The 22738-nt window shown below is 58.4% G+C and carries 24 protein-coding genes; 20 read left to right on the top strand and 4 right to left on the bottom strand.

Annotated features, from left to right (window positions below; all coding sequences use genetic code 11):
- From B7Y64_RS16795 to B7Y64_RS16780, 4 genes are all read left to right on the top strand, one after another.
- On the top strand, positions 1-185 hold a 185-nt coding region (locus tag B7Y64_RS16795; protein WP_291329451.1), incomplete at its 5' end, for a hypothetical protein.
- Positions 186-293: 108 nt separating this feature from the next.
- Positions 294-1094, top strand: coding sequence for an ABC transporter permease (locus tag B7Y64_RS16790; RefSeq protein WP_024814801.1), 801 nt, complete (start codon positions 294-296; stop codon positions 1092-1094).
- A 34-nt stretch (positions 1095-1128) separates the two neighbouring features.
- Positions 1129-2130, top strand: a complete 1002-nt coding sequence (locus B7Y64_RS16785) for an MlaD family protein (RefSeq protein ID WP_024814802.1) — start codon at positions 1129-1131, stop codon at positions 2128-2130.
- Positions 2127-2819, top strand: a complete 693-nt coding sequence (locus B7Y64_RS16780; protein WP_291325488.1) for a hypothetical protein — start codon at positions 2127-2129, stop codon at positions 2817-2819. The genes B7Y64_RS16785 and B7Y64_RS16780 overlap by 4 nt, the downstream gene beginning before the upstream one ends.
- Positions 2820-2930: 111 nt before the next feature.
- On the opposite strand, the gene B7Y64_RS16775 is transcribed toward B7Y64_RS16780, so the two are convergent.
- A complete protein-coding gene (locus B7Y64_RS16775) occupies positions 2931-3113 on the bottom strand; it encodes a hypothetical protein (RefSeq protein ID WP_024814804.1) in 183 nt (60 codons plus the stop codon).
- Between the two features lie 488 nt (positions 3114-3601).
- On the opposite strand from B7Y64_RS16775, the gene B7Y64_RS16770 reads away from it, so the two are divergent.
- From B7Y64_RS16770 to B7Y64_RS16700, 15 genes are all read left to right on the top strand, one after another.
- Positions 3602-4792, top strand: a complete 1191-nt coding sequence (locus B7Y64_RS16770) for a site-specific integrase (protein WP_291329449.1) — start codon at positions 3602-3604, stop codon at positions 4790-4792.
- Positions 4793-4851: 59 nt separating this feature from the next.
- Positions 4852-5235, top strand: a complete 384-nt coding sequence (locus tag B7Y64_RS16765) for a type II toxin-antitoxin system RelE/ParE family toxin (protein ID WP_291325227.1) — start codon at positions 4852-4854, stop codon at positions 5233-5235.
- On the top strand, positions 5225-5548 hold the full coding sequence (locus tag B7Y64_RS16760) for a transcriptional regulator (protein ID WP_291325226.1): 324 nt from the start codon (positions 5225-5227) through the stop codon (positions 5546-5548). The genes B7Y64_RS16765 and B7Y64_RS16760 overlap by 11 nt, the downstream gene beginning before the upstream one ends.
- 379 nt (positions 5549-5927) lie before the next feature.
- Positions 5928-6299 (top strand): hypothetical protein, encoded by a 372-nt coding sequence (locus B7Y64_RS16755; protein ID WP_291325225.1) that lies wholly within the window; start codon positions 5928-5930, stop codon positions 6297-6299.
- Positions 6296-8785 carry an Hsp70 family protein gene (locus B7Y64_RS16750; RefSeq protein ID WP_291325224.1) on the top strand — a complete coding sequence of 830 codons (2490 nt, stop codon included), beginning with the start codon at positions 6296-6298 and terminating at the stop codon, positions 8783-8785. The genes B7Y64_RS16755 and B7Y64_RS16750 overlap by 4 nt, the downstream gene beginning before the upstream one ends.
- 4 nt (positions 8786-8789) lie before the next feature.
- Positions 8790-10229, top strand: a complete 1440-nt coding sequence (locus B7Y64_RS16745; RefSeq protein ID WP_291325223.1) for an ATP-binding protein — start codon at positions 8790-8792, stop codon at positions 10227-10229.
- Positions 10230-10241: 12 nt separating this feature from the next.
- Positions 10242-12053 carry a hypothetical protein gene (locus tag B7Y64_RS16740; protein ID WP_291325221.1) on the top strand — a complete coding sequence of 604 codons (1812 nt, stop codon included), beginning with the start codon at positions 10242-10244 and terminating at the stop codon, positions 12051-12053.
- 14 nt (positions 12054-12067) lie between these two features.
- Entirely contained in the window at positions 12068-14299 is a 2232-nt protein-coding gene (locus B7Y64_RS16735; protein WP_291325220.1) for a hypothetical protein, read from the top strand.
- Positions 14300-14329: 30 nt separating this feature from the next.
- Positions 14330-14974: a hypothetical protein gene (locus B7Y64_RS16730; protein ID WP_291325219.1), complete on the top strand. Its 645-nt coding sequence runs from the start codon at positions 14330-14332 to the stop codon at positions 14972-14974.
- A gap of 3 nt (positions 14975-14977) precedes the next feature.
- Positions 14978-15472 carry a hypothetical protein gene (locus tag B7Y64_RS16725; RefSeq protein WP_291325218.1) on the top strand — a complete coding sequence of 165 codons (495 nt, stop codon included), beginning with the start codon at positions 14978-14980 and terminating at the stop codon, positions 15470-15472.
- A gap of 17 nt (positions 15473-15489) precedes the next feature.
- Positions 15490-16536, top strand: a complete 1047-nt coding sequence (locus B7Y64_RS16720) for a hypothetical protein (protein ID WP_291325217.1) — start codon at positions 15490-15492, stop codon at positions 16534-16536.
- Positions 16537-16538: 2 nt separating this feature from the next.
- The gene (locus B7Y64_RS16715; protein ID WP_291325215.1) at positions 16539-17189 is read left to right on the top strand and encodes a hypothetical protein; all 651 of its coding nucleotides are present in this window, start codon (positions 16539-16541) and stop codon (positions 17187-17189) included.
- An 18-nt stretch (positions 17190-17207) separates the two neighbouring features.
- Positions 17208-17624 carry an RDD family protein gene (locus B7Y64_RS16710; protein ID WP_291325212.1) on the top strand — a complete coding sequence of 139 codons (417 nt, stop codon included), beginning with the start codon at positions 17208-17210 and terminating at the stop codon, positions 17622-17624.
- A gap of 3 nt (positions 17625-17627) precedes the next feature.
- On the top strand, positions 17628-17834 hold the full coding sequence (locus B7Y64_RS16705) for a hypothetical protein (RefSeq protein ID WP_291325211.1): 207 nt from the start codon (positions 17628-17630) through the stop codon (positions 17832-17834).
- 22 nt (positions 17835-17856) lie between these two features.
- Positions 17857-18144, top strand: a complete 288-nt coding sequence (locus B7Y64_RS16700) for a hypothetical protein (RefSeq protein ID WP_291325210.1) — start codon at positions 17857-17859, stop codon at positions 18142-18144.
- A gap of 188 nt (positions 18145-18332) precedes the next feature.
- Here the strand turns inward: B7Y64_RS16700 and B7Y64_RS16695 are convergent.
- From B7Y64_RS16695 to B7Y64_RS16685, 3 genes are all read right to left on the bottom strand, one after another.
- A protein-coding gene (locus tag B7Y64_RS16695; RefSeq protein WP_291325209.1) for an IS3 family transposase occupies positions 18333-19516 on the bottom strand; the annotation gives its coding sequence in 2 pieces (ribosomal slippage) (positions 18333-19246 and positions 19246-19516; 1185 coding nt in all).
- A 227-nt stretch (positions 19517-19743) separates the two neighbouring features.
- Positions 19744-21108, bottom strand: coding sequence for a hypothetical protein (locus B7Y64_RS16690; protein WP_291325207.1), 1365 nt, complete (start codon positions 21106-21108; stop codon positions 19744-19746).
- A 315-nt stretch (positions 21109-21423) separates the two neighbouring features.
- Positions 21424-21729, bottom strand: coding sequence for an AlpA family phage regulatory protein (locus B7Y64_RS16685; RefSeq protein ID WP_291325205.1), 306 nt, complete (start codon positions 21727-21729; stop codon positions 21424-21426).
- Between the two features lie 507 nt (positions 21730-22236).
- Here B7Y64_RS16685 and B7Y64_RS16680 point away from each other — a divergent pair.
- On the top strand, positions 22237-22738 hold a 502-nt coding region (locus B7Y64_RS16680), incomplete at its 3' end, for an IS5 family transposase (protein ID WP_291329447.1).

Genomic DNA, 22738 nt, shown 5'->3' with positions numbered 1-22738 from the left:
CTCTACCGCCCAGGGGGCTGCAAGGCCTAACGCTTGGCAAAACAATGCTTCTTGCATCGGAACGGCTCCTGTTCAGGGGGTGTCAACAGATTTTTTTGAGCTGTAGCGCTCCACCCGAAACGGAAGAGAGCCTGTTTTATGTGCCAACCATCTTCATTTTGGCGGGTTGCCTGGACGTTGTCTGAGAAAACTCTCTGGCGCTACTAAAATAGTAGCTGTAGGCGCTTACCAGTAAAGCGCTAGAGTGGTATTTTGTTCAAATTCCACAGCGGTGCGGACGTTATGATCCCCCCATGCTCTCCCACCTGCCCGGATATTCCTTGCCCGAGCGCCTGTGGCGCACCGCTCGGCGCTGGGCGCTGGCTTGGGGGCGCATTGTGTACCTCGGCGCGGTGATGCTGGTGCTGGTGCTGTCGCCCTCCAGTTACACCCGGGCGGCACGCCGCACGCTGGCGCGCCACATTTACCTCGACACGGCGCCCATCCTGATGGGGTTCACGGTGCTGGCGGCGTTGCTGGCACTGGTCATCACGCGCATCGTGGTGGTGACGGCGCTGAGCTATGGGCTGTCGCGCTATGCGCTCGAAATGGTGATTCGCGTGCTGGTACTCGAACTCATCCCGCTCACGGCCACGCTGTTTGTAGCGATGCGTTGCACCATTCCCCATGGCACCCAGCTGGCGCTGCTGCGCCAGTCGGGTCACTTTGACGCCCTGCGTGCCCAGGGCGGTGACCCCGTGCGCATGGAGCTGCTACCGCGTGTGGTCGCCGGTGTGTTTGCCAGCATCACGCTGGCAGCGCTGTCGTGCGTGGTGGCGCTGATCATGGCTTACATCAGCGTGTATGGCTTCAACCTGGCTGGCCTGCCCAGCTACACGCGCATGTTCGGCCATGTGTTCTCGCCCGCGGTGACGCTGGTGTTTGCCCTCAAGACGCTGTTTTCCAGCCTGGCCGTGGCCTTGATTCCCACCACGGCCGGCATGTACGACGCGGGCGAGGGCGTCACACCCGATTCCGAGCTGGGTGGCCTCGCACGCATGTTCGCCGTGCTGCTGCTGATCGAGGTGGGCTCGCTCGTCGGCAACTACTATTGATACCGATGGCTTTACCGAACCCTTGCAGCGCTCCATGACAGACCCAAACCCTTCCACCTCGCCGCAACCTACGCCGGTGGTCGAAACACTGCGCCCGGTGGCCCATCTGCAGCTCAAGGCCATGGCGCTGCTGTTGTTTACCCTGGCGCTCATCGTGGGCTCGGGCCTGTATTTGCTGTATGCGCGCGGCGCCTTTGAGCCCACGCAAACGCTGGTGCTCACGGCCGACGATTCCGAAGGCGTGGTGGTGGGCATGGACATGACGTTCTCGGGTTTCCCCATCGGCCGGGTGCGGCGCATTGAGCTGTCGGACGACGGCAATGCCCGCATTCTTGTGGACGTGCCGCGCAAGGACGCGCACTGGCTGCGCCAGTCGAGCGTGTTCACGCTGGTGCGTGGCCTCGTGGGAGGCACCAATATCCGTGCCTACACCGGCATGCTCAGCGACCCGCTTTTGCCCGATGGCGCTGTGCGCCCTGTGCTGCGCGGCGACGCCACGGCCGAAATCCCCCAGCTCATGTCGTCAGCGCGTGAACTGCTGGGCAATCTCAATGCCCTCACCGCCCAGGACGCCGCCTTGGGTACCAGCCTGGGTCAGGTGCAGGAACTGGCCGCGCGGCTGAACGGGCCGGGCGGCGCGCTGGGTGTGCTGATGGGCAGCGAAGCCGATGCAAAAAAGATCGTGGCCACGCTGGACCGCACCAATGCCTTGCTCGCCCGCCTCGATGGCATGGTGGCGCGCGCCGACCGCCAGGTCTTTGGCCAGGATGGCAGCAAGGACGCCCTGGTGCCCGAGGTGCGGGCGACCGTGGTGCAACTCAATGGCCTGCTGGCCGACACCCGCACCAGCCTCAAAAAGGTGGACGCGGTGCTGGTGGAGGCGCAAGCCGTTGGCGCCAACGCACGCGAGGCCACTACCGACCTGGGCGCACTGCGCGCCGAGGTGGAAAGCAACCTGCGCAAAGTGGAAAGCCTGGTCAACGAGATCAACCGCAAATGGCCCTTTGCCCGCAACACGGAGCTGCAACTGCCATGACCACCCTCGCCGCAGTGCCGAAGCGCGTTTACCGTTGGAGTGCGCTGTGCCTTGGCCTGGCGCTGGCGGCCTGTGCCAGCGGCCCACCGACCCCCGAATGGCAGATAGACGCCCATTGGGCATCGCAAAAGGCCCAGGACGCCTATCTTGCGGGTGACACCCGGGTCGAGCAGCTGGAATGGAACCGCGCCCGCGAAGCCCTCGCCCGCACGGGCCGCCTGGATTTGCTGGCCCGGCTGGAACTGCTGCGCTGCGCCGGGCGTGTGGCCAGCTTGGTGTTTGAACCATGTGCCGGGTTTGACGCGCTGCGCCAAGATGCCCCCGCCGCCGAAAAAGCCTACGCGGACTATCTGGCCGGGCAGCTCACGTCGCAAGACATGGAACTACTGCCCCCCGCCCAGCGCAACGCGGCCCAGGCCTCGCAAACAGATGCAGGGGCCCAGCTTTCCGGCATTGAGGACCCCCTTTCGCGCCTGGTCGCGGCGGGCGTCTTGCTCAAAACCGGTCATGCCACGCCTGCCACCCTGTCGATCGCGGTGGCAACAGCATCGGCACAGGGCTGGCGCAGACCCTTGCTGGCTTGGCTGCTGGTGCAGGTTGAGCGGGCGCGGGCCGCAGGGGATACCCAGGCCGTTGCCAGCCTGCGGCGGCGCATCGCCGTTGTCGAGCGTGGCGGCAAGCAGGAGTAATCGGTGTGGTGCCGTTGGTGGGAGCATTCCCAGCGGCGCTCCGCACCGCCGTGACATCCCCAGCACGCCGCAGTGGGCAGTGGGCAATGACAATAGGGTGCTTGCTCAGGCCTACTCAAACAGAGAGGTTGGCAACAACTGGTCCAGCTGATGGGGCAGGTGCGTCATGGAGTCGGCAGATTGCACGGCAATATCGGGCAGCAACCCCAGCACGGCAGCTACAACGGCCAGCACCACCGTGACAGTGAATGCCACGATGGCGCGTGTACCGGGTTGAAAGTGGTAGCGGTTCATGGCGCGAATCCTCAACAAAAGAAAAGGATCAGGAGGCCTCAATAACCCCCAACGAGCCTCAATGGCTTGTCGGTGAGATTTCAACAAACCGCGTCGGTTCCGTCTGTAAGACAACGGCGAAACCTGCGAATCCAGAAGCGGAGTTACGGTCGGTTGCAATCTGGGTGGGTAGAGCGAGGGTTGGCTGACCCAAGAGCCTGCCGCCGTAGGAAATTCAAGGCAGCGCTGTGGAATCGGCGAAAAGCAAAACGGGCCCAGAGGGCCCGTTTTTACTGTATCAATGGCGGAGAGGGCGGCAGTCGAACCTGGGTTTCACTTTGCGTCAGGAAATCGCACAAATTCAGAAAATAACCCAATAAAAACAATGGCTTATTAGTTTTGTTGTTTCACGGTGTTTCTGATGACATCTCCCAATCTCGTGTTTTTTTCGTATAATTTTCCGTATAACGAGGCCAAAATTTGGGTCTCGTCTCCGTCGAACTCTGTCCATGGTCAAAGCCAACAAACTCACTCAATTGCAAGCCACCAGGCTCAAGGAGCCAGGCCTGCATGGCGACGGCGCAGGCCTGTGGCTGAAGGTCACCGAGGGGGGCTCCAAGTCCTGGATTCTGCGCTATGCATTCAATGGCCGTGAGCGCTGGACGGGGCTCGGGCCATACCCCGATGTCTCGCTTGCCGAAGCACGTGACAAAGCCGCAACGTGGCGTCGCGAGGTGCGCCAGGGCATCGACCCCATGCAAGTCAAGCAACAAGCGGCTGCCGTCGTGCGGGCCGAGCAAGCCAAAACGGTCACGTTCGACAACTGTGCCAAGCGGTACATCGAATCACACCGCTCGGGCTGGAAGAGTGCCAAACACGCCGAACAGTGGACCAGTACCCTTCAAGCCTATGCAGGCCCCATCATCGGCAAGATGGATGTCGCCCTGATCGAAACCGCACACATCATGCGGGTGCTCGACCCCGTATGGCACACCAAGGCAGAAACCGCCTCGCGCCTGCGGGGCCGCGTGGAAGCCATCCTCGATTGGGCTACCGTGCACCGCTACCGCACGGGAGACAACCCGGCCCGCTGGAAAGGCCACCTCGAAGCCTTGCTCCCTGCGCGCTCCAAAGTCTCCAAGGCCAAGCATTTCGCGGCACTGCCGTGGCGCGACATGAAACCGTTCATGGCCGAGCTGCGCAAGCAAAACGGCATTGGTGCACTCGCGTTGCAGTTCACCATACTTACTGCAGCGCGTTCGGGCGAAGTACGTGGCATGGAATGGTACGAGGTGGATTTTGAGCAACGGCTGTGGACTGTCCCTGGCGAGCGCATGAAAGCCGGGCGGGAGCACCGTGTACCACTGTCAAATGCAGCCGTCGAACTGCTTGAGCAACTCAAAGCGGTGAAGCTGGCGGACACCGAAACCGTGTTTCCGAGCGTGCGTGACCACAAGCCCCTTTCCGACATGACGCTCACCGCCGTGCTGCGGCGCATGCAGCGCAGCGACATCACCGTGCACGGCTTTCGGTCATCGTTTCGGGACTGGGCAGCAGAAGCGACCGACTACCCCCAGGAGATGGCGGAAATGGCGCTGGCGCACATCGTCGGCAACAAGGTGGAGGCAGCGTACCGGCGCGGGGACATGTTGGAGAAGCGGCGCGCAATGATGGAAGCGTGGGCAGCTTTTATCTTGTAACGGGGTGGCCGCCACGCCCAAGCAGACCCAAACTATATCACTTAGTGTTATAGTATGGCATGAGCAAGAAGCGCGTTTTCAAAACCAAGCACTTCGCCAAGTTTGCTTCAAAGGCTGGCTTGACGGACACCGCCCTGTGTGATGCCGTCAAAGAGATGGAGCAAGGGTTGATCGACGCCGATCTGGGCGGAGGCGTGGTGAAGAAACGAGTCGCTTTGCCTGGACAGGGCAAGAGCGGAAGTTCTCGCACCATTGTTGCGCACCGCAAGAAGTCGCACTGGTTTTTTGTGTATGGCTTCGAGAAGAATGACCGCGCCAACATCACGGACCGCGAAAAAGCCGCACTGCAAAAGATGGCAACCGACCTGTTCGCGTACACCGAAGCGGACCTCGATGCCCTTGTGACTGGTAAGAACCTATTGGAGATATGCAATGACTGCTAAAGCAAAAAAGGCTGCCAGCCCGCTGCTGGCCGCGCTGCACGACACCGCCACGGATCTGCACAAAGCGGGCTTCATGGATCTGAAATCCTTGCGTGAATACGATGCGCTGTGCTTGGACGACGAAGTGTTTGAGGCGAAGGACATTGTCAAGCTGCGCTCCCAGCTGCAGATCAGTCAAGGAGTGCTCGCGGCGTTTGTGAACACCACCACGTCATCGGTAGCCCAATGGGAAGCTGGCGACAAGCGTCCCGGTGGGCCTGCTCGTCGCGTACTGGGGTTGCTCAAGCGCAAGGGCTTGGAGGCTTTTGTCTGACTTTCATGTCCGCTTCGGCTCAACGTTCGTGTATTCGAAGGATTGCCGTCCTCAACAGCTTGCAGCAGTTTTCCTGTCAGGCTGATAGCCGCCTGGGCGCTTAGCGCAGTGACTTCTGGCACCAAGAAGTGGCGTTGCTTACCGGTGTCGCGATGACATCGCAGACTTAAAGTGGGCTTTCGGGCTTCGGCCCATTCGAGATAAGCATTTGTTAGTGTCGTAACAGACTCTGACTACACTACACAAAGGCCAGGGGATACAGAGTCTGACAGCAGCGACGTCGATCCTGAACTTCGCGTTCCTCAAAGCCGAGTTTCGCTAGTGGACTCGGCAACAAACAAAACGGACGACCGGAATGTCGTAACTAGGGGAGGGGTTGATGACGCACCAGATTCAAGACAAGGACCGGCTAGAGCAATCGCTGATCGACATTGCTGTCGAGAGTTGGCGCTTCTCGCGTCTGTTCGGGAAGGTGGTCGGCAAGCTCGACGCGGGCGAGTCAGGCCGCTACATCAACCAGATTCGCTACTTCCAGAAGAAAGTCGAGGAAAGCCTGGACTCTAACGGTCTGAAGCTGGTCAATGTCGAGGGGCAGCCCTACGACGCGGGGATGGCTGCATCTGCCTTGAACCTGGGTGACTTCGGCCCTGAAGATGTGCTGCTCGTTGAGCAGATGCTGGAGCCAATCATCATGGGGCCAAAGGGGCTGCGCAAACAAGGGACGGTAATGCTCAGGAAGGTGGAATCATGAAATACGTCGGTATCGACCTCGGCACGACCAACAGTGCCATATGCTCGTTCGATGGGGACAAGATTCACCTCTACAAAAGCCCCGAACAGCACGATGTAACGCCTTCGGCCATCTTCATCGACCGGCGTGGCAATAAGTACGTCGGCTCGCGTGCCTACAACAGTGCCGCAAAGAATCCCGACAATGCGGCGGTGCTATTCAAGCGACTCATGGGCACCAGCACGCCCGTGAAGCTGCCTGCGGTCAACCTCACGATGACGCCGGAGGAATGTTCCGCCGAGGTGTTGCGTTCGCTCTTTGGCTACCTGCCGGAGGAAATTCGCGGCGATGGCGACACCGGCACGGTCATCACGGTTCCGGCCGCGTTCAACCAAATGCAGAAGGACGCCACGATGGCTGCCGCAGATGCAGCCGGGCTTGGGCGGGTTGCGTTGATGCAAGAGCCGGTTGCAGCAGTGATGAGCGTCATGCGGCAACGCAAGAACGATGGCATTTTTCTTGTATACGACATTGGAGGCGGCACGCTGGATGTCGCCATTGCCGAGAGCATCGGTGGCCGCGTGAACCTGCTTGCCCACGGCGGTATTGCCATGTGTGGCGGGCGCGACTTCGACCGCATCCTGTTCGACAACGTTGTCAAGCCGTGGCTGCTCGACAACTTTGATTTGCCGGAAGACTTGGCATCCAATCCGCAGTACAAATCGTTGCGCACCATCGCGACCTGGGCAGCTGAAAAAGCAAAAATTGCGCTGTCGCAAAGCGAAGAGTCGGTCGTCAGCCTTGCCGAGAATGAGCTGGGTGTGCGTGACCAGGCGGGTGAAGAAATTTACCTCGATATTCCGATCAGCCGAACTTTGTACGACGGCTTGATTGCGTCCAAGGTCGAAGAGTCCATTCAGGCCACCCGCGAGAGCATTGAAAAGGCTGGGCTGAGTTCGCACGACGTTGAGCGGGTTGTCTTTGTGGGTGGGCCGGCGCAATACAAGAACTTGCGCGACAAGGTTGCTTTCGAGCTGGGCATCGCAGCGTCCACCGACGTGAACCCGATGACTGCCGTTGCCGAAGGTGCGGCAGTGTTTGCCGAGTCCATCGATTGGGCTTCGCAGAGCCGTGGGCGCAAGAGTTCCCGTGGCGCACTCAGCGCCGGTGGTGCACTCGACCTTTCATTCAACTACATCGCACGCACACCGGAGCACAAGGCCAAGATCGTCGCAAAGTTGGCACGTGCGCCTGCGGGCATCGAGTTCCAGATTGACAGCCTCGACACAGGCTGGTCGTCGGGCCGAGTCGCGCTGAAAGACGGCGCGAGTGTCGAACTCATGCTGTCCAAGCCCGGCGACAACCTTTTCAAGGTGTTCGTGTTTAACTCGAACGGGGCTCCGATTGCGCTGGGCGAAGACAAGATCGTCATCGCCCGCACCGCCGCCAGTATTGACGCGATTCCCGCATCCCATTCAATATTTGTTGAAGCGCGTGACAAGGTCGGTGGTCGCTTGATACCGGATTACCTGATTCGAGAAGGCGATCAGCTACCCAAGAAGGCCAAGAAGACATTCAAAGCGGAAGAGTCCCTCAAGGCCGGGAGCGCCGGGTCGATCAAGTTCAAGCTGTGGGAAGGCGACATTTCCGATCCCATCAATGACAACCGCTTTATCGGTATGTTCGAGATCAAGGGCACGGACTTCGACGACGGCGTCATCACTGCAGGCGCCGACTTGATCTGCGATTACGAAGTGCTCGATTCCGGCAACATCTTCTTGGAGGTTTCTGTTCCCTCCATCAGCGGCTCGTTCCAGAGTGGTCGCAACTTCTACTCCAGTCTGACAGCCAAGCTCGACTACTCCAACCAGGCCAGGAATATTCAGGAGCAATCGGAGCACACCTTGGAGCGCCTTGAAGAGATGGCATCCAAAGTGGACGACCCGCGTCTGGAGCAGGCCCGCGAGAAACTGGAGCAGGCCAGCTCTATTGAGTCGGGCGAAGCCGATCCGGAAACGGCGAAGCAGGCAATGGACAACGTGCAGGAGGCCAAACGCCTGCTGGCGCTGACCCGCAAGGAACACCTGAAAGACATCCGCCAACTCGAACTGGATAGATCGGTCGATTTCTTCGACAACACCGTGCGTCAGCACGCGCGCCCCACCGAGGCCACGTCCTTCGACAACTTGGTCAAAACGGCACAGCGTGCGCTCGAAAACAACGGCAGCGATTTCGAGTCGCACTTGGATGATCTGCGCAGCCGCAACTTCATGATCTTGTGGCGTCAGGACTGGTTCGTGATCGACCACTTCAAACGACTAGCTCAAGCAAGCTACCGTTTCTCTGACGCCAGAGAACATGCGCAGCTTGTGGCGGTCGGAACCGAAGCCATCAAGGCCAACGATATCGACAAGTTGCGCGCAGTGGTCGGCCAACTCATCTCGATTCAAGTGGGCTCTGCGGGTGACGACGAAATGATGGCCGGTGCCAATATCGTTCGGAGTTGATCTCATGGCCCTCGACGCATGGCTCCCCATTGGATTCAAGCTGCCAGACGGCGCGAAAGTTCGCGCCGCACTGTGCGAGGGCGTGGATTGGCAGATCTACGAGACTATGGGCGGTGGTCGTGCGCTTATTGCACAAGACACACTGGCGCAGCATTGGCTGGATGCAGGTCTGATTGAAGATGGGACGCTCAACGCCGCACAGTTCGGCGACCGCCAGTTGCGGTCGATCTCATGCGGGCCGAGCCAGACGCTTTGCCCTGTCAGCGAGGGGAAGTCTCCCGACAATAAATCCGAGGCGCTTTCCTTCGCCTTGGCGTTGAAGGCAACGCGCGACATCGATGCGGACTCCCCGCTGCAAGACGCGCTGTATATCGAGAAGATCACCCGGCTGCTGCCGACCTACAGCATAAGCTCCAGAACCGGCGACGATGTTGTGCTCGGCTACTGGCTGACGGGCGGTACGAACATCCCGGCCTCATCCTTTCGTCGGCTGCGTCAGTCCATGAGCTGGCTCGGTGCGGGCCATTTGAAGGATGTCGTGCAAGCGGCGGGTTTCGAAGTCGCGGAAATCATCCCGCTGGCGCACAAGCCTGCGGTTCCTGCCGAAACAACGGAAGCCGCCCCCGCCGAGAAGGTGGAGCAAGTCAGACGCGCTGAGCCGGAACCGAACAAGGTCTTCGAACTCGCCGGGCGTCCCGAACTGGCGGCCTTCTTCAACGAGCACATCGTCGACATCATCCTGCACCGTGACCGCTACAAGGCGCTCGGGATAGAGTTCCCGTCGGCGTTGATCCTGCACGGCCCTCCAGGTTGCGGGAAAACCTTCGCGGTCGACCGGTTGGTGGACTTCCTCGGCTGGCCAAGTTTTCAGATCGACGCCTCCAGCGTCGCCAGCCCCTACATCCACGAGACCAGCAAGAAGGTCGCGCAGGTGTTTGACAAGGCGATGGAGAACGCGCCGTCCGTCCTCGTGATCGACGAGATGGAAGCATTCCTTGCCGACCGCGAGATGGGTTCGGGTCATCACCGCGTCGAGGAAGTGGCCGAGTTCCTGCGCCGCATTCCGGAGGCGGTGAAGAACGACGTGCTGATCGTCGCCATGACCAACCGTATCGACATGATCGACCCGGCCATCCAGCGCCGAGGACGTTTCGATCACGTCATCAAGGTGGATTTCGCCAGCGAGGTTGAAGTGCAGTCGCTGCTGGACAAGCTGCTCTCCTCCTTGCCGAAGGAGTCGGACGTGGATGCCAAGCCGCTGGCGAAGGAGCTGGCTGGCAGGCCCTTGTCCGACGTCTCCTTTGTGGTGCGCGAAGGCGCGCGGCTGGCGGCACGATCCGGCAAGGAAAAACTGGATCAGGCCAGCCTGTTGTCCGCCCTACGTGCCTCACCGGCGCGGGAGCGCGAGGGTGGCGAAACAAAACGGCGCATTGGATTTGTTTAAGGGGAGGTGGTAGTGACAGGCGGAGAAGAAGAACCGAAGAAGGGAGAAGGCAAAGGCTTCGCAGGCCTTTCCTCGCTCGTGTCCGATGTGGACACGTCGTCGCCGCCTCCGCCTGTCCCCAAGAAAGAGCCTGCTGCCGCTGTGCCGAGCGCCGGACGTCCCGGCTTGCAGCCCGCCCAGCCGCAGCCGCAACCGAGTCAACAGCGCCAAACGTATCAAGAACCTGCGCAGCCACCTTCTGGCGACTCACTTGGTGGCAAATGGTTGCTGGGCGTTGTCGTTGTTTTTGGTGTGCTTTTCTGGCTGTTTGGCCTGTCCAATAAGAATGAGGACTCTTCGTCCTTAACGAACGCAACAACAATACAGGCGCAAAAAAATAGCCGAGGAGGAACGCCAAATAAAACTGAAGAATCAGTAGCACCAAAGTTTGGTGACTATTCATCTGAATTTTATTCTGGTCAGCGGGCGAAAGTCAATTTACTCACTGATTTCGATAAAAATTTCAAAACAAGAATACGCAGGACTCAGGCTGAATCTATTAATTTTGCAGGCGAATACATTCTCGCGACCTGGGGTTGTGGGATGGATTGTTTAATGGGCGTTGCAGTAAGCGCGCGAACTGGTCAAGTCATTGAACTGCCTGGAACTGCATGCTGTTGGAAAAGTGCTGGCGAAAAGATTATTTTTAAAAAAAATAGCCGACTTCTTGTTCTTGCAGGTTTGATAAATGAAACCGGGCAACATGGCGCCCATTTTTATGAACTCAAGAATAATGAGTTTTTTCACGTCAAAACAATACCTGTCAAAGAGGATGAGCCAAGCGATAACTCAGCGACCTTAGCACCCGTTCCTTCGAATCAAAATGCAGCTTCCGCGTACTCGCCAACTCCGGGACTGCCTCAGCAGTCAGCCAGTCCGGCCGAAGATAAACCGCCTATCGGCTCCAGTCTAGTGCTCTCAACTGCACAAATACGCTACTGTTTAGGGGAAGATATACGCATGGAAGCAGCGAAAGCTGTGGTGAATAGTTACAGCGATGGTGATGTCGATCGCTTCAATGCGATGGTGGCCGACTACAACAGCCGTTGCGGGAGTTTCCGTTATCGCAGCGGCGCGCTGGAAGGTGCGCGGCGCGACATCGAGCCGTACCGGAGCCAGTTCCAGTCTGAAGGCCGGAGCAAGTTCGCGCGCCCGTCCACAGGCTCGCTTTCGACGCCAGCCCCAGCCCCAGCGCGATCCAATCCAAGTACAGCCGTATTCAGTGCTCAAAGTCACGCAGCCCCCGGCCTTGAGTCACTTACATACGATGAGAAGGATGCTATTGAAACTGCCTGCATCCTGAAACGCAGCGAGGGAGCTGCCAGCTACAACAGGTGCGTATCCAGCCAGCTTAACGCTCTTGCCAGCGCACCTCGAACACCAGACTTATCTCGCTTGTCCTACGACGAGAAAGATGCCATTGAAACCGCATGCATTCTGAAACGTAGTGAAGGAGCTGCCACTTACAACCGATGTCTAACTTCTCAACTTGGAGCTCTCGCCAACGCCCCCCGCAAGCCTGATCTGTCAGGCTTGGCATACGACGAAAAGGATGCAATCGAAACTGCCTGCATCCTGAAACGTAGCGAAGGAGCCGCTAGCTACAACAGGTGTCTGGTTGCCCAACTTGGCGCTCTTGCCAATGCGCCTCGACTACCGAGCCTTTCAGGTTTGGCCTATGACGAAAAGGATGCCATTGAAACTGCCTGCATTCTGAAACGCAGTGAAGGGGCCGCAAGTTACAACAGGTGCGTTGTTGCACAACTTCGAGCATTAGGCAGATAGGAGCGAGCATCGATATGGCAATGGCAATCTGTTTCAAATGCGGCTCCGCGAAGTCCGGCGCACTGGTCGCCTGCCGGAGCTGCAATGTTGCCCCTCGCACGGACATTGAATACGCCGTTTCGCTCGCTCTGTCCGACCACCTGTCGTCCAACGATCAGCTTGCGCAATACAGCCTCGAGTTGCGCAACGGCCAGAAGCTGTCCGTCCCGCGTGAAGCACTCGTGCAGGCGCTCGACGCGCTGAAAGACCCGCAACTTCTTGCGATGTTGCGCACCCAATCTTCTACCTCTTCGCCATCGTCATCGCCATCCACGAACTTAGCTAATCAAAAATCGGTTGACCCAAGGCTAGTGCCGTTAATGGCGCAAAAAATCAACCAATATCCAATTCTCCTGCAGGACAGTACCCTGCTTTCGCAATTGGATGTGCAGTTCGAAGTTGTATGCGAAGCGATGGCAAAAACTCATTCGCTACAACAGATCGTCGATGAGTGTTTCCGACGGGCATTTCCTCCTGATGGAATTCCAAAAGCCAGACACATCGCACCATCGGTAAGCAGTCAACGCTCAACCACGGCATCGATTCCGAGCAAGTCAACGCATCGCCTAATCACAACCGCACTACACCAGTCGGCGTTTGCAGTCTTGGGCGTGACGACCCGCGACAACCGCAAACGCATCGTCGAGTTGGCGGAAGAGAAGTCGTTGGAACTGGATCACAACGTTTGCCAGAAAGCACGCTCCGACCTGACCAACCCGCGCACCCGCTTGAGCGTGGAGATCGGGTGGCTTCCCGGCGTCTCGCCGCGCAAGGCGAACCAGTTGGTCGAGAACCTGGTTAACGACCCGATGGCGATACGCCAAGAGTCTGGCCTGCCCACGCTCGCGCACCTGAATCTGCTGGCCGCCGCGTTCGAAGCCGTGGATGGCAAGCACGATGCTGACGACTTGGCCGAATTCATCATGGAAGCCGCCTACCTCGCCGAAGATCTGACCCCGGAGGAGGTGTTGCGCGACATCAACGAGGATCGCGCCGTGTCCGGATTTCCGGAAGTGCGTGCGCTTGACCAGATCGAAGCCGAACTGACGGAGCGCAAGCGGTACTACCGTGGTGCCATCAAGGAGGCCATCAACAGGCTGCCGCCGATGACGCTCATCCAAGTGATGACCGAAACCGTGGATGGCGTGACCTCCGGCGGCGAAGATCATGCGCCTGGACTGATCGATGACCTGGTGGACAGCTACGAGGTAGAGACGCACGGCATCCTGCAAAAGGAGGCCGAGAACGTCCACAAGCTCATCAAGGCGGCCAGAGACCATGCTGGCTCAGGCGAAGCCGCCGTCAAGCCCTATGTGGACAAGCTCGATGCGGTTGCGCGCAATTGGGACAAGATCGCCCAGCCCATTCAACTGAGTTCGAAAGCGCGTGGCATCGACCACGAAGCAAGCCGCGACTTGGCTTACGAGATTCGCAGTCTCGCCATCGATCTGTTCAACAAGCATGACATGCTCGCCCAGTCGCAGCGATTGACGGGTCTGATTCAGGAGATCTTTGCCGAAGTTCCCGAAATAGCGGATCGGGTCGAGGAGGATGCTGACGCGCTCGCGGACATCTTCCAGCAACGCAAGCAGGCATCAGCGCGCCAGGACGAGTGGGCGCGCGAGATCACGTACCGTGCGGAGATCGGTGTGATGTTCAAGGACACCTTGAGCATCTCGCCTCAGGGCGTGTCATGGAAAGGTCAGAACTTCCCGCTCGATTCGATCACGCGCGTTCGCTGGGGCGGCGTTAGCCATTCCGTCAATGGCATTCCTACCGGGACGACCTACACGATTGCGTTCGGCAACCGGAATTCCGAAGCGGTCGTGGAGCTGAAGAAGCAGGATATCTACACCACGTTCCTCGACAAGCTCTGGCGTGCAGTCTGCGTGCGTCTGCTTACTGAGATGCTCGAAGCCTTGAAGGAAGGGCGCGACCTGCATTTCGGCGATGCACGAGTACACGACGATGGCATCACGCTGGTGAAGCGCAAGTTCCTCGGCTCCAACGAGCAGATTCGCTGCTCTTGGGATCGTGTCCATGTGTGGAGTGCCGATGGTTCGTTCTGCATTGGTGCCAAGGACGACAAGAAGATCAACGCCGGGATTTCCTATATCCACGGCGCGAACACTCACATACTGGAGCAGGCCATCCGCATGGGCTTCAAGAAACCGGGAATGCGCCGTTTGAGCGAACTTTTGCAGTGATTCAACCAAGTATCTAAGGGAGCAGTATTCATGGGATTTCTGTCCAACCTATTCGGTGGCAACAAAGAAGACAAGGCGCTGCGCGATGCAATGGCCCACATCCATCGCATCCTCGATGACGAGCAATTTCAGTTGGAACTCGTCCATCCGGCGATGAAGTCCATGTTGGAATCGGCACCGGCCTACGATAGAGACCCGAACGGCACCGGCCCGTTTGGCTTCATCGAGACCAATCCGATTCCGGTCAATGGACCCATTGGCCAGCTGGCGTATTTGTCCCGACTCGAAACCCAGTCTGGCCAGCGCATCCTCTTCCACCGCCTCGGAGCCATCGGCACGGTGGACGTGTTCGAGGCGGTTTCATTCAACGGAGCTGAGTGGTTCATCTTCTTCATCGATCTTTACCATCCCCGGCGCTCACGCCTCACGCCTGACGGCTTTCGGTTTACCAACGATGTTGCTCAGTTCTCCGGCTTCCACAAGTTCTGCGACAACTTCCCGTACGACTTCATCGAGAAGAAGGCATCCGAGCGCGAGTCCGGCCTGAGCATGGCGTACATCGCCATCAGCAAGGTGTCCGATCAGATCCAGAACCGTGTTTTCAACAGGCCGCTGGCCCACAAGGCCAAGCTCGACCTCGTAAAAAACCGGTTGTCGAGCGTCCAAGCCCAATAGGTGATGGCGATGAAGAAGACCCTTCTGGCTGCACTTGCGGCAATGATGAGCCTCCAGGCGGCACCTGCTCTGGCCGAGAACTACGAGGTGAACCTGACCCGCAAGGGCAGCAACGTTTACAAAATCGACGGCAAGGACATCATCATCCAAACGCGTTACTGCTACGTCTATGCCTACTCCGAAGAGGCGATCTTCAAGACGTCAGGCTACAGCGGCGAAGTGATTTTCTTCGACAGTAAGGACAAATGCGACGTGAAAGCGGTCTTTGGCGTGTCGAAGCAGAAGCCGGGCAAATACGTGGTGACGGTCAGCCGTGAGGAAGACGACTGGTTTGAGGTCTTTGGAACCAGCTCATACATCAAGACATCGAGCTGCCTGTCCCTTGCCCTTGGCGAGGAGGCTTACCTGACCATTGTGAACTCCGGCTTTGGAAGGCTGCGCTTCAAAGATGGCAACGACTGCATGGTCGAAGGCGTCTACACCAAGATGCGGCTTTGAAATGGAGATGACGGGCCGTGGCTGACGAAAAGCAAAAGGAAAACGCCACAGGCTTCTCCGGTCTTTCGACGCTCGTCTCCGATGTCGAAGACAACCGTCCTGCCAGCGAACCTGCGCCGGAAGTCGCCCCACCGCCGAGCAACCAGCCGCCTCCAGAGCCTCCGCCCTCACGGGCCGAGGAAGCCCCGACTGCATCCGCCACACCTCAATTGCCCAAGGGAAAGAGTGACAGTTCTTCCGATGTGACCACTGGCAAGTGGATGGTCGGCTTCGGGTTGGGAATCGGGCTTCTGCTCATCATCTTTGTCAACTCGTCCAAGCACGAGCACACCCGTTCGGCGACGCCCCCGGTTGCGCAAGCACCTACTACGGCTGTCCCCGCCTATCAACCGCCACCTCCCCCGCCAATCACGCCAAGGCAAAAGCCTGCCCAAGAGGCGGTCATCCAGCCAAGCGCGGCAACGGAATCCGTGGACGTGCTTGGCCAGCAGGTCATGTTTTCGAATCCGAGCGGCTATTGCACGCCAGGCAAGTCGGCGCGCGAAGTGGAGCTGATGGACTTGGCACGGCGCTCCCTCGGCGAAGGCTCTCGCCTAGTGCATGCGGCAGTCCGTTGCTCCGAACTGGAGGACTACCGAGGGGGCCGCATAGACATGCTGGATCACTGGCTGCAAATCCAGCTTCTCGGGCCGAAGGGGAATTTCCAGCGAATCGAGATGCCGCGAGAGGCCTTCCTTTCCAGCCTTTCCAAGTCGAGTCCACGGGTGAACGCCGTCGAACTCAATCAACGGTTGAAGGCTTCATTCGAGAGCAGCGACATCAGCCTGTCTGACATGAAGATTGAGCCGATTGGACGGGATGGAAACGCGGTCTATTTTTCCATGCGCATGAACATGAGCGTTGGGGAAACCAGCCGACCGATTTCGGGGATCAGCGGTATCACGCTCCTGAACTCTCTTCCTCTGTCGGTCAACGTTTATGAAGGAACCGGATCACCGAGGAGCCGTGGCCGGTTGCAAGCTGTTCAGCAGGAACTGCTGAACAGCCTCCTCACCGAGAACTGACGATGAAAACAGCAAGAACATCATTCTTTGCCCTGTGCTTCTGCCTTCTGGCTGCGGTCGCCCTGCCGGTCGTCGCGCAGACGGCGGGGTACACCAAGCTCAACGTCAAGGGGCGGGTCCAGCTTGAGGTTCCCGGCGACTGGACGATCAGCGATGCGGAGCAGCGCAGGCTGGTCAAGGAGTGGGGTGAAAAGGTGACAGGTATTCCTACTCAACACATAGCGTCGCTTTCAGTGCAGTCCTATCCAGCGCCGTCGCGCATGTTTGTCCGGGTGTCCTTCATCCCGATGGAGCCGCCAATCACGCAGGCAGATATTCGGCAAGAGGTTCAGGCCGACAAGGAGCAGGTGTTGAAAGACTTGGCAGACGGTTGGCGCGAGGGGGCCCCGACGATGTGGGGCGGATTGGCGAAACACGGCGTGAAGGAAGTTGGGCGTCCGCGTTTTGCTGTCGAACCCATTGGCGGTCAGACCGCTTTGATCATCAGCTACGGACGCACCTCCACGGCCAATCCAGCGGAAACCATGAGGGTGACTCAATACCATGTGCCGCTGGGCGCGGAGAAAGCCCTGATCACGCTTTCGTACATCGAAGGCGATCCGCAAGCGACAGCAGCGCACAACCGATTGAAAAGCAGCATCGTTATCCGATAACAAGAAAAGGAACAGCCAGTGGCCTATGAAGATCCCAACGCCCCGTCGCCAGCATCCGGCGGCGTCGCCTCCAAGCCAGCCGCGCCGGTCGATCAAAGCAAGAAATTTCTTGGCGGGCAACATCATCCGTGGCGGCGATTGTTCGCGCGCACGGTCGACATCTGCACGGCAGGTCTTGTGCTGTTCATGCTCTTGATATTTGCCTTCAGCGCGACGATGCCCGAACAGGCGGCGGGTTTCGCAAAGGCCATTGAGAACCCGATCATCGCCAGTGTGGTGCTGTATCTGATTTGGCTGCCTGCCGAGGCATTGCTGCTCTCTTTGTTCGGAACCACCCCAGCGAAGTGGCTGTTTGGCATCCGGGTTGCACACCTTGGCGGCAATCTGCTGTCCTTCGCAGCGGCGCTGAACCGCTCATTTTTGGTCTTTGTTTAGGGCGTGGGGTTCGGCATTCCATTCGTCGCGCTGTTCACGCAACTGTTCGCGTATCGGCGGCTCACGAAAACCGGCACGACGCTGTGGGACACATCCACCACCGCCGTGGTGCTCCACAAGAAGTGGGGAGTGTTTCGCGCCCTTGCGTGTACCGCCGCCGTCTTCGCCGTGCTGATCCTGATGAGCGCACTGAACGCGGCGGGAAAGTGACAACCAACAAAGGAGGAAACCCATGGCATACGAAGACCCCAACGCGCCGTCACAGCCGCAGGCGCCCGCGACTGTCGCGCCTATAGCAGCACCAGCGACCACGCCCGAAAAGAAGTCCGGCTCATGGGACTGGCTGTGGCCGTCCATTGTTGCGGTCATCATCGTCAAGCTTTTCGGCCTCGTCGGCGGGCTGGTCACCCTTGGCTGCTACTACTGGCTCAAGCCCAAGCTGGGACTCTGGGGGGCAGTTACCGCCTCCGGCGTTGTAGGTGCTGTCGTCGCAATTGCCTTTTTGGCAGTGATTCGATAAATGCCTACAGCTGTTCTTATTGGGCAGGACGATTCACATAGTCGTTAACGGGGCATGTCGTGTACACGGGTGAAAGTCGCATGTGATCGTGGTCTCTAACTTCTTCATGTCTAGCAGCCTCCCCACAATCGCCTAATGCCTTAACGGACTGTATGTGGCCACACTCTGCAGGTCAGTGCCTGTGCTGGTCAAGTTTTTTTGGACACAACGATAGGTTGTTTGATTGCCGATTGCTGCTCGAAGGCGTTGGGTGGCAAGTTGCCCAGTTTGGAGTGCAGCCGCACGCTGTTGTAGAAGCCCACGATGTAGTCGGCAATGTCGGTCATGGCCTCGGCGTGGTTTGCGTAGTCGCGCTGCCAGACCCGCTCCGTCTTGAGGCTCAGGAAGAAGCGTTCCATCACGGCGTTGTCCCAGCAGTTGCCCTTGCGGCTCATGCTGCCGACCAGGCTGTGGCGCGCCAGCAGCGCCTGGTGCAGCGCGCTGGCGTACTGGCTGCCCCTATCCGAATGAACAATCAGGCCAGGCTCGGGTTGTCGTTGCGCGATGGCCAATTGCAGTGCTGCGCACACCAGTTCGGCATGCATGGTCGGCGCCATCGCCCAGCCCACGACCTTGCGGGCGTACAGGTCCAGCACCACGGCCAGGTACAGCCAGCCGCTGCGCGTGCGGATGTAGGTGATGTCGCTCACCCAGGCCTGGTTGGGGCCGCTCGGGTCGAAGCGCCGCGCCAGCACATTGGCCGAGACCGACAGCGCATGACCGCTGTCAGTGGTGTGGACGAACTTGCGCCGCCATAGGGCTCGCAGCCTGTTCTCACGCATCAAACGCCGTATTCGGTGGCGCCCGATGAGCAGCCCCTGAGCACGCAGTACCGCGCCCAAGCGACGGCTGCCATAAACGCGGTCACTGGCGGCGAACTCAGCCTTCAATTGCGCGCTGACCAAGCAGGCCTTGGGCGCGAGCTTGGCGCGCTGACGGGCACCGTAGTAGCCCGAACGGCTGACGCCCAGCACTCGGCACAGGCGTCCGACAGGAACGGCCTTCTTGTGCAACTGCTCAACGAACTGGTAGCTCATCGAAGCTCGCGGGCAAAGAAGGCCGATGCTTTTTTTAGGATATCGACATCGCCGCGCAGTTGCCTATTCTCAGCCTCAAGCTGGCGGATGCGCTGCTGCTCGGCGGTGAGCGGCTTGCCGATGCCGGGACGGCCTGCCGCCTCTTCATCGGCCTGCGCCAGCCATCGCCGCACAGCCGTCTCGCCGAGTTTCATGTCACGGCAGACATCTCCAACGCTCAGGCCTTGCTCGCGAATCATCTGCACGACTTGCAGCTTGAAATCCGCGTTAAATGTCCGTCTTTGTTTCTTGGTCATGTTCCTCGTCCAGGTGGATTCCACCTATCGAGGTGTCCGGGGAAATTAGACCAGCACAGCCGGCGGAGCGGCCAGCCATAATCGGTTTAGGTGGTCAGTTCAGTCGGAATAAGCAGCCCCCTTTCCCTCGATTCCAGCGCCGTCAAAGCACCTGAAATGGTCAAGCGCGTTGAGTTCGAAGCGAGAGCCCCTTGGCTTGGTGTTTCCAAGCCAAGGGGCTGCAAACACTACCCCATCAAATCAGAGATATCGGCCGTGGTGCCATCCCCGGTACCCGCTCCCGTGGAAAAACACAGCTCCACCCCCTTCTCCCGCAGTGCCTCAAGAATCACCTGTAGCACAGACGAATCTGCAGATGTCGTAGCGCGGCGGGCGATACCACGCTTTCCCTTGGCGCGTGCTTGCATCGCAAGCTTTGCTTCGGCAGCAGCGATTTCCGCCTTCGCCAGTTCTTTCAGTTCACGATTCTTGCGCTTGACTGTCGATAACACATGGCAGTGATCGAGCAACTCCGCTGGGGGCACAACCAGCCGATCAAGCGACAACAAGTCGCTCAGCCCCGGAATCGCCATGCGGCAGTGCTCCTTCCAAGGAATGTCAATGTCGATGCGCAGGCGGTCCTGAATGCGGCGCTTGATCGGCGACTTCTTCCACTCGCCTGACTGGAATTTCGGGTGCCGATTCACCGGCTTGCCCTTCAGGTACCAGTCGAGGACAGACTGTTCCCGCTCACCCAGCCCCTCCATATGGCGCTGCTGAGGCTTGTTGACCCGATAGTCCACATCCACCTTCAACAACTTGCGCAGCCAGTTGAACTCGCGCTCGTAGATCTCCTGACCCTTGGTGCCCCGCCAGGCCTGAGGATCATCGAGACCGTTGGCAATCAGGTAGTTGGAGTTCAGCGTGATTTCAATGCGGAGCAGGCCCTGTCCCAGCGTATAGATTTTCTTCGCCACCTCAGGAGACTCGAAGGAAGAGTATTTTCCGGCCTGATTTCGATCCTTAATATAAAACAGCGTTGAGCGATGATCCGTCTTGTTGATATACCAAGACTCGCTATCCCCAGAGCCTGCAAAGCCGATCTTCTTCGATGCCTTTTCGGATTGGCTGCGCGGCGACTTCAAAACAATGCCTGCGTAGCGTTTGAGCTGCTTCAAAAGAGTTCTAGCCTGTTTTGCAGACTCAAACTGCAAACAGAAGGTTAGCGTGATCTCCTGAAAGCTGCAGTGCTCCACCCGGATGGTCTTCACATAGCTCGGGCTTACCCCCTTCTCAATCAATAAGCGTTGCAGCGTATAGACACAGGTAGGCGCCGAATAATATACGAGGTTGTGCATAACCACATTACTCCCAACCAGCATTGCTGGGTGATTTTGCGAAAAACCATAGCCACACACCGCATGCACCGCGTTGGTAACCGCTGTAATTTTGTTTTTGGCAGTGGTCAGTCCACAAATATCACCCTCCACGGACTTAAGGGTAAGAGCACGCTTTTCATCAATGATGAGTAAGTGCTTCGCGGGAAATAGGATGGGCCCATGCTCTGGAAGAACTTCTGGAAGGCGGATGAACAGTTTTTGGGAATCAGACATAAAATTATTTCGTAGATTTTGGTGTGTGACCGAATGGCTTCGCATGGGTGTGTCCATGATGACCAGTGCAGTGCTGCCCCACTCATATGCTCGACACTTCATTGCTTTGCCATTCGGTCACTTGATTTGTTTACAGTATTGGTTGGGTGTATCTGTTCAACTATTGGTTGGTCATAGCTACTCAATTACTACTAAACAGTGCATTCGCGCTGCGCGCCGACTCCATCAATCCACCCAAAAAGTACCAATTTCTAGCGGTTTTTGGGCATTAATAGGGATTTTTTTGACGGGAGGCGCGCTTGATAAATCCTAGATTTATGCCGACGCAGAGGGCGTCCAAAGCGAACCTGAATTCAGAACTTTTCGCAAATCCCGAACGCTCCAGACCGTAATTCGGCTACCCAACTTTTTAGGAGCAGGTAAAGCGCCAGATTTGCACAAACGCCAGACGGTCGCGCGGGATACCCCCAGCAGCATCAGCACCACGGGAAGGCGTACGAAGGCCTCATTGGGAAGGCCGTTGAAGTTGCGCAGGGGATCGGGAAGGGTGGGAACTGGCCCCTTGCGCTCTCGCGCCACCTTCAGTTGGTTGGCCGCGATGGCTTGCAGCTTCTCATTCATGGATGAACTCCAGGTATGTGCTACGGACAACAGCGCGACTTGCGCAGTGCCCAGCCCTCACTGTTAACCGTAAAAAAAAGAGTCTTTGATCGGCGCCCAAAAATCTCAGTGCAGTTCACCTAAAACACCTTTTTTTCAGGGCTTTTGTGGACTTTCTACGGCGGAATATGGCGGTAAAATTCGTCCGCTGCGCTTGTACTTTCACCCCGACTGTCGTCCGACAGGGGGGATGTGTAGCGCTTCAACGGTGATGGCATCGCATCGCGCGCCAAGATGCCAAGCTGCCAAGATGCCAAGATGCCAAGATGCCAAGATGCCAAGACGCCAAGACGCCAAGACGCCAAGACGCCAAGACGCCAAGACGCCAAGACGCCAGGATGGGAGGTAGGTATGCGCGATGAAGAAGTTAACAGGCTGCTGAAATACCCTCCACCTTCACTCCTCGTTTGATTGACGCCTTGCCACGACAATCAAGGCACCCCTACCGACCAGACAGACGAGCCATCCATGCGCGGAGCCGACACCTTCACCGAGAGCCTGTTCACCATGCGCCACCTCGATGACTTCGTGCCCGCCGATCACCCCTTGCGCGTGATCCGTGTGATGGTCAATAAAGCCCTGGCCAACATGGACGAGCTGTTTGCCCGGATGTATGCGGCCGACATCAAAGGCGGGCGCCCCAGCATTGCTCCCGAGAAGCTGCTGCGCGCCATGCTCATCCAGGTGCTCTACAGCGTGCGCTCGGAGCGCCAGCTGATGGAGCAGACTCAATACAACCTTCTGTTTCGCTGGTTCATCGGCCTGGCCATGGACGACGCAGTCTGGGTGCCCACTGTCTTCAGCAAGAACCGCGAACGCCTGATCGAGCACGATGCGGTCATCGAGTTCTTCAATCAGATCGTGCAACAAGCCCAGGAGCAGGAACTGCTCTCGGGCGAGCACTTCAGCGTAGATGGCACCCTGATCCAGGCCTGGGCGGGCCACAAGAGTTTTGTGCGCAAAGACCGCC

The organism is Acidovorax sp. 35-64-16, assembly GCF_002281195.1.
Taxonomy (GTDB): Bacteria; Pseudomonadota; Gammaproteobacteria; order Burkholderiales; family Burkholderiaceae_C; genus Acidovorax; species Acidovorax defluvii.
Note: the sequence above shows the minus strand (reverse complement) of the source record. Positions and strands in the feature narration are given on the sequence as shown.

Excerpts from the sequence above, each read along its gene's own strand:
- B7Y64_RS16790 (WP_024814801.1), top strand. The coding sequence starts at position 294 with ATGCTCTCCCACCTGCCCGGATATTCCTTGCCCGAGCGCCTGTGGCGC.
- B7Y64_RS16785 (WP_024814802.1), top strand. The coding sequence starts at position 1,129 with ATGACAGACCCAAACCCTTCCACCTCGCCGCAACCTACGCCGGTGGTC.
- B7Y64_RS16780 (WP_291325488.1), top strand. The coding sequence starts at position 2,127 with ATGACCACCCTCGCCGCAGTGCCGAAGCGCGTTTACCGTTGGAGTGCG.
- B7Y64_RS16775 (WP_024814804.1), bottom strand. The coding sequence starts at position 3,113 with ATGAACCGCTACCACTTTCAACCCGGTACACGCGCCATCGTGGCATTC.
- B7Y64_RS16770 (WP_291329449.1), top strand. The coding sequence starts at position 3,602 with ATGGTCAAAGCCAACAAACTCACTCAATTGCAAGCCACCAGGCTCAAG.
- B7Y64_RS16765 (WP_291325227.1), top strand. The coding sequence starts at position 4,852 with ATGAGCAAGAAGCGCGTTTTCAAAACCAAGCACTTCGCCAAGTTTGCT.
- B7Y64_RS16760 (WP_291325226.1), top strand. The coding sequence starts at position 5,225 with ATGACTGCTAAAGCAAAAAAGGCTGCCAGCCCGCTGCTGGCCGCGCTG.
- B7Y64_RS16755 (WP_291325225.1), top strand. The coding sequence starts at position 5,928 with ATGACGCACCAGATTCAAGACAAGGACCGGCTAGAGCAATCGCTGATC.
- B7Y64_RS16750 (WP_291325224.1), top strand. The coding sequence starts at position 6,296 with ATGAAATACGTCGGTATCGACCTCGGCACGACCAACAGTGCCATATGC.
- B7Y64_RS16745 (WP_291325223.1), top strand. The coding sequence starts at position 8,790 with ATGGCCCTCGACGCATGGCTCCCCATTGGATTCAAGCTGCCAGACGGC.
- B7Y64_RS16735 (WP_291325220.1), top strand. The coding sequence starts at position 12,068 with ATGGCAATGGCAATCTGTTTCAAATGCGGCTCCGCGAAGTCCGGCGCA.
- B7Y64_RS16730 (WP_291325219.1), top strand. The coding sequence starts at position 14,330 with ATGGGATTTCTGTCCAACCTATTCGGTGGCAACAAAGAAGACAAGGCG.
- B7Y64_RS16725 (WP_291325218.1), top strand. The coding sequence starts at position 14,978 with ATGGCGATGAAGAAGACCCTTCTGGCTGCACTTGCGGCAATGATGAGC.
- B7Y64_RS16715 (WP_291325215.1), top strand. The coding sequence starts at position 16,539 with ATGAAAACAGCAAGAACATCATTCTTTGCCCTGTGCTTCTGCCTTCTG.
- B7Y64_RS16700 (WP_291325210.1), top strand. The coding sequence starts at position 17,857 with ATGGCATACGAAGACCCCAACGCGCCGTCACAGCCGCAGGCGCCCGCG.
- B7Y64_RS16690 (WP_291325207.1), bottom strand. The coding sequence starts at position 21,108 with ATGTCTGATTCCCAAAAACTGTTCATCCGCCTTCCAGAAGTTCTTCCA.
- B7Y64_RS16685 (WP_291325205.1), bottom strand. The coding sequence starts at position 21,729 with ATGAATGAGAAGCTGCAAGCCATCGCGGCCAACCAACTGAAGGTGGCG.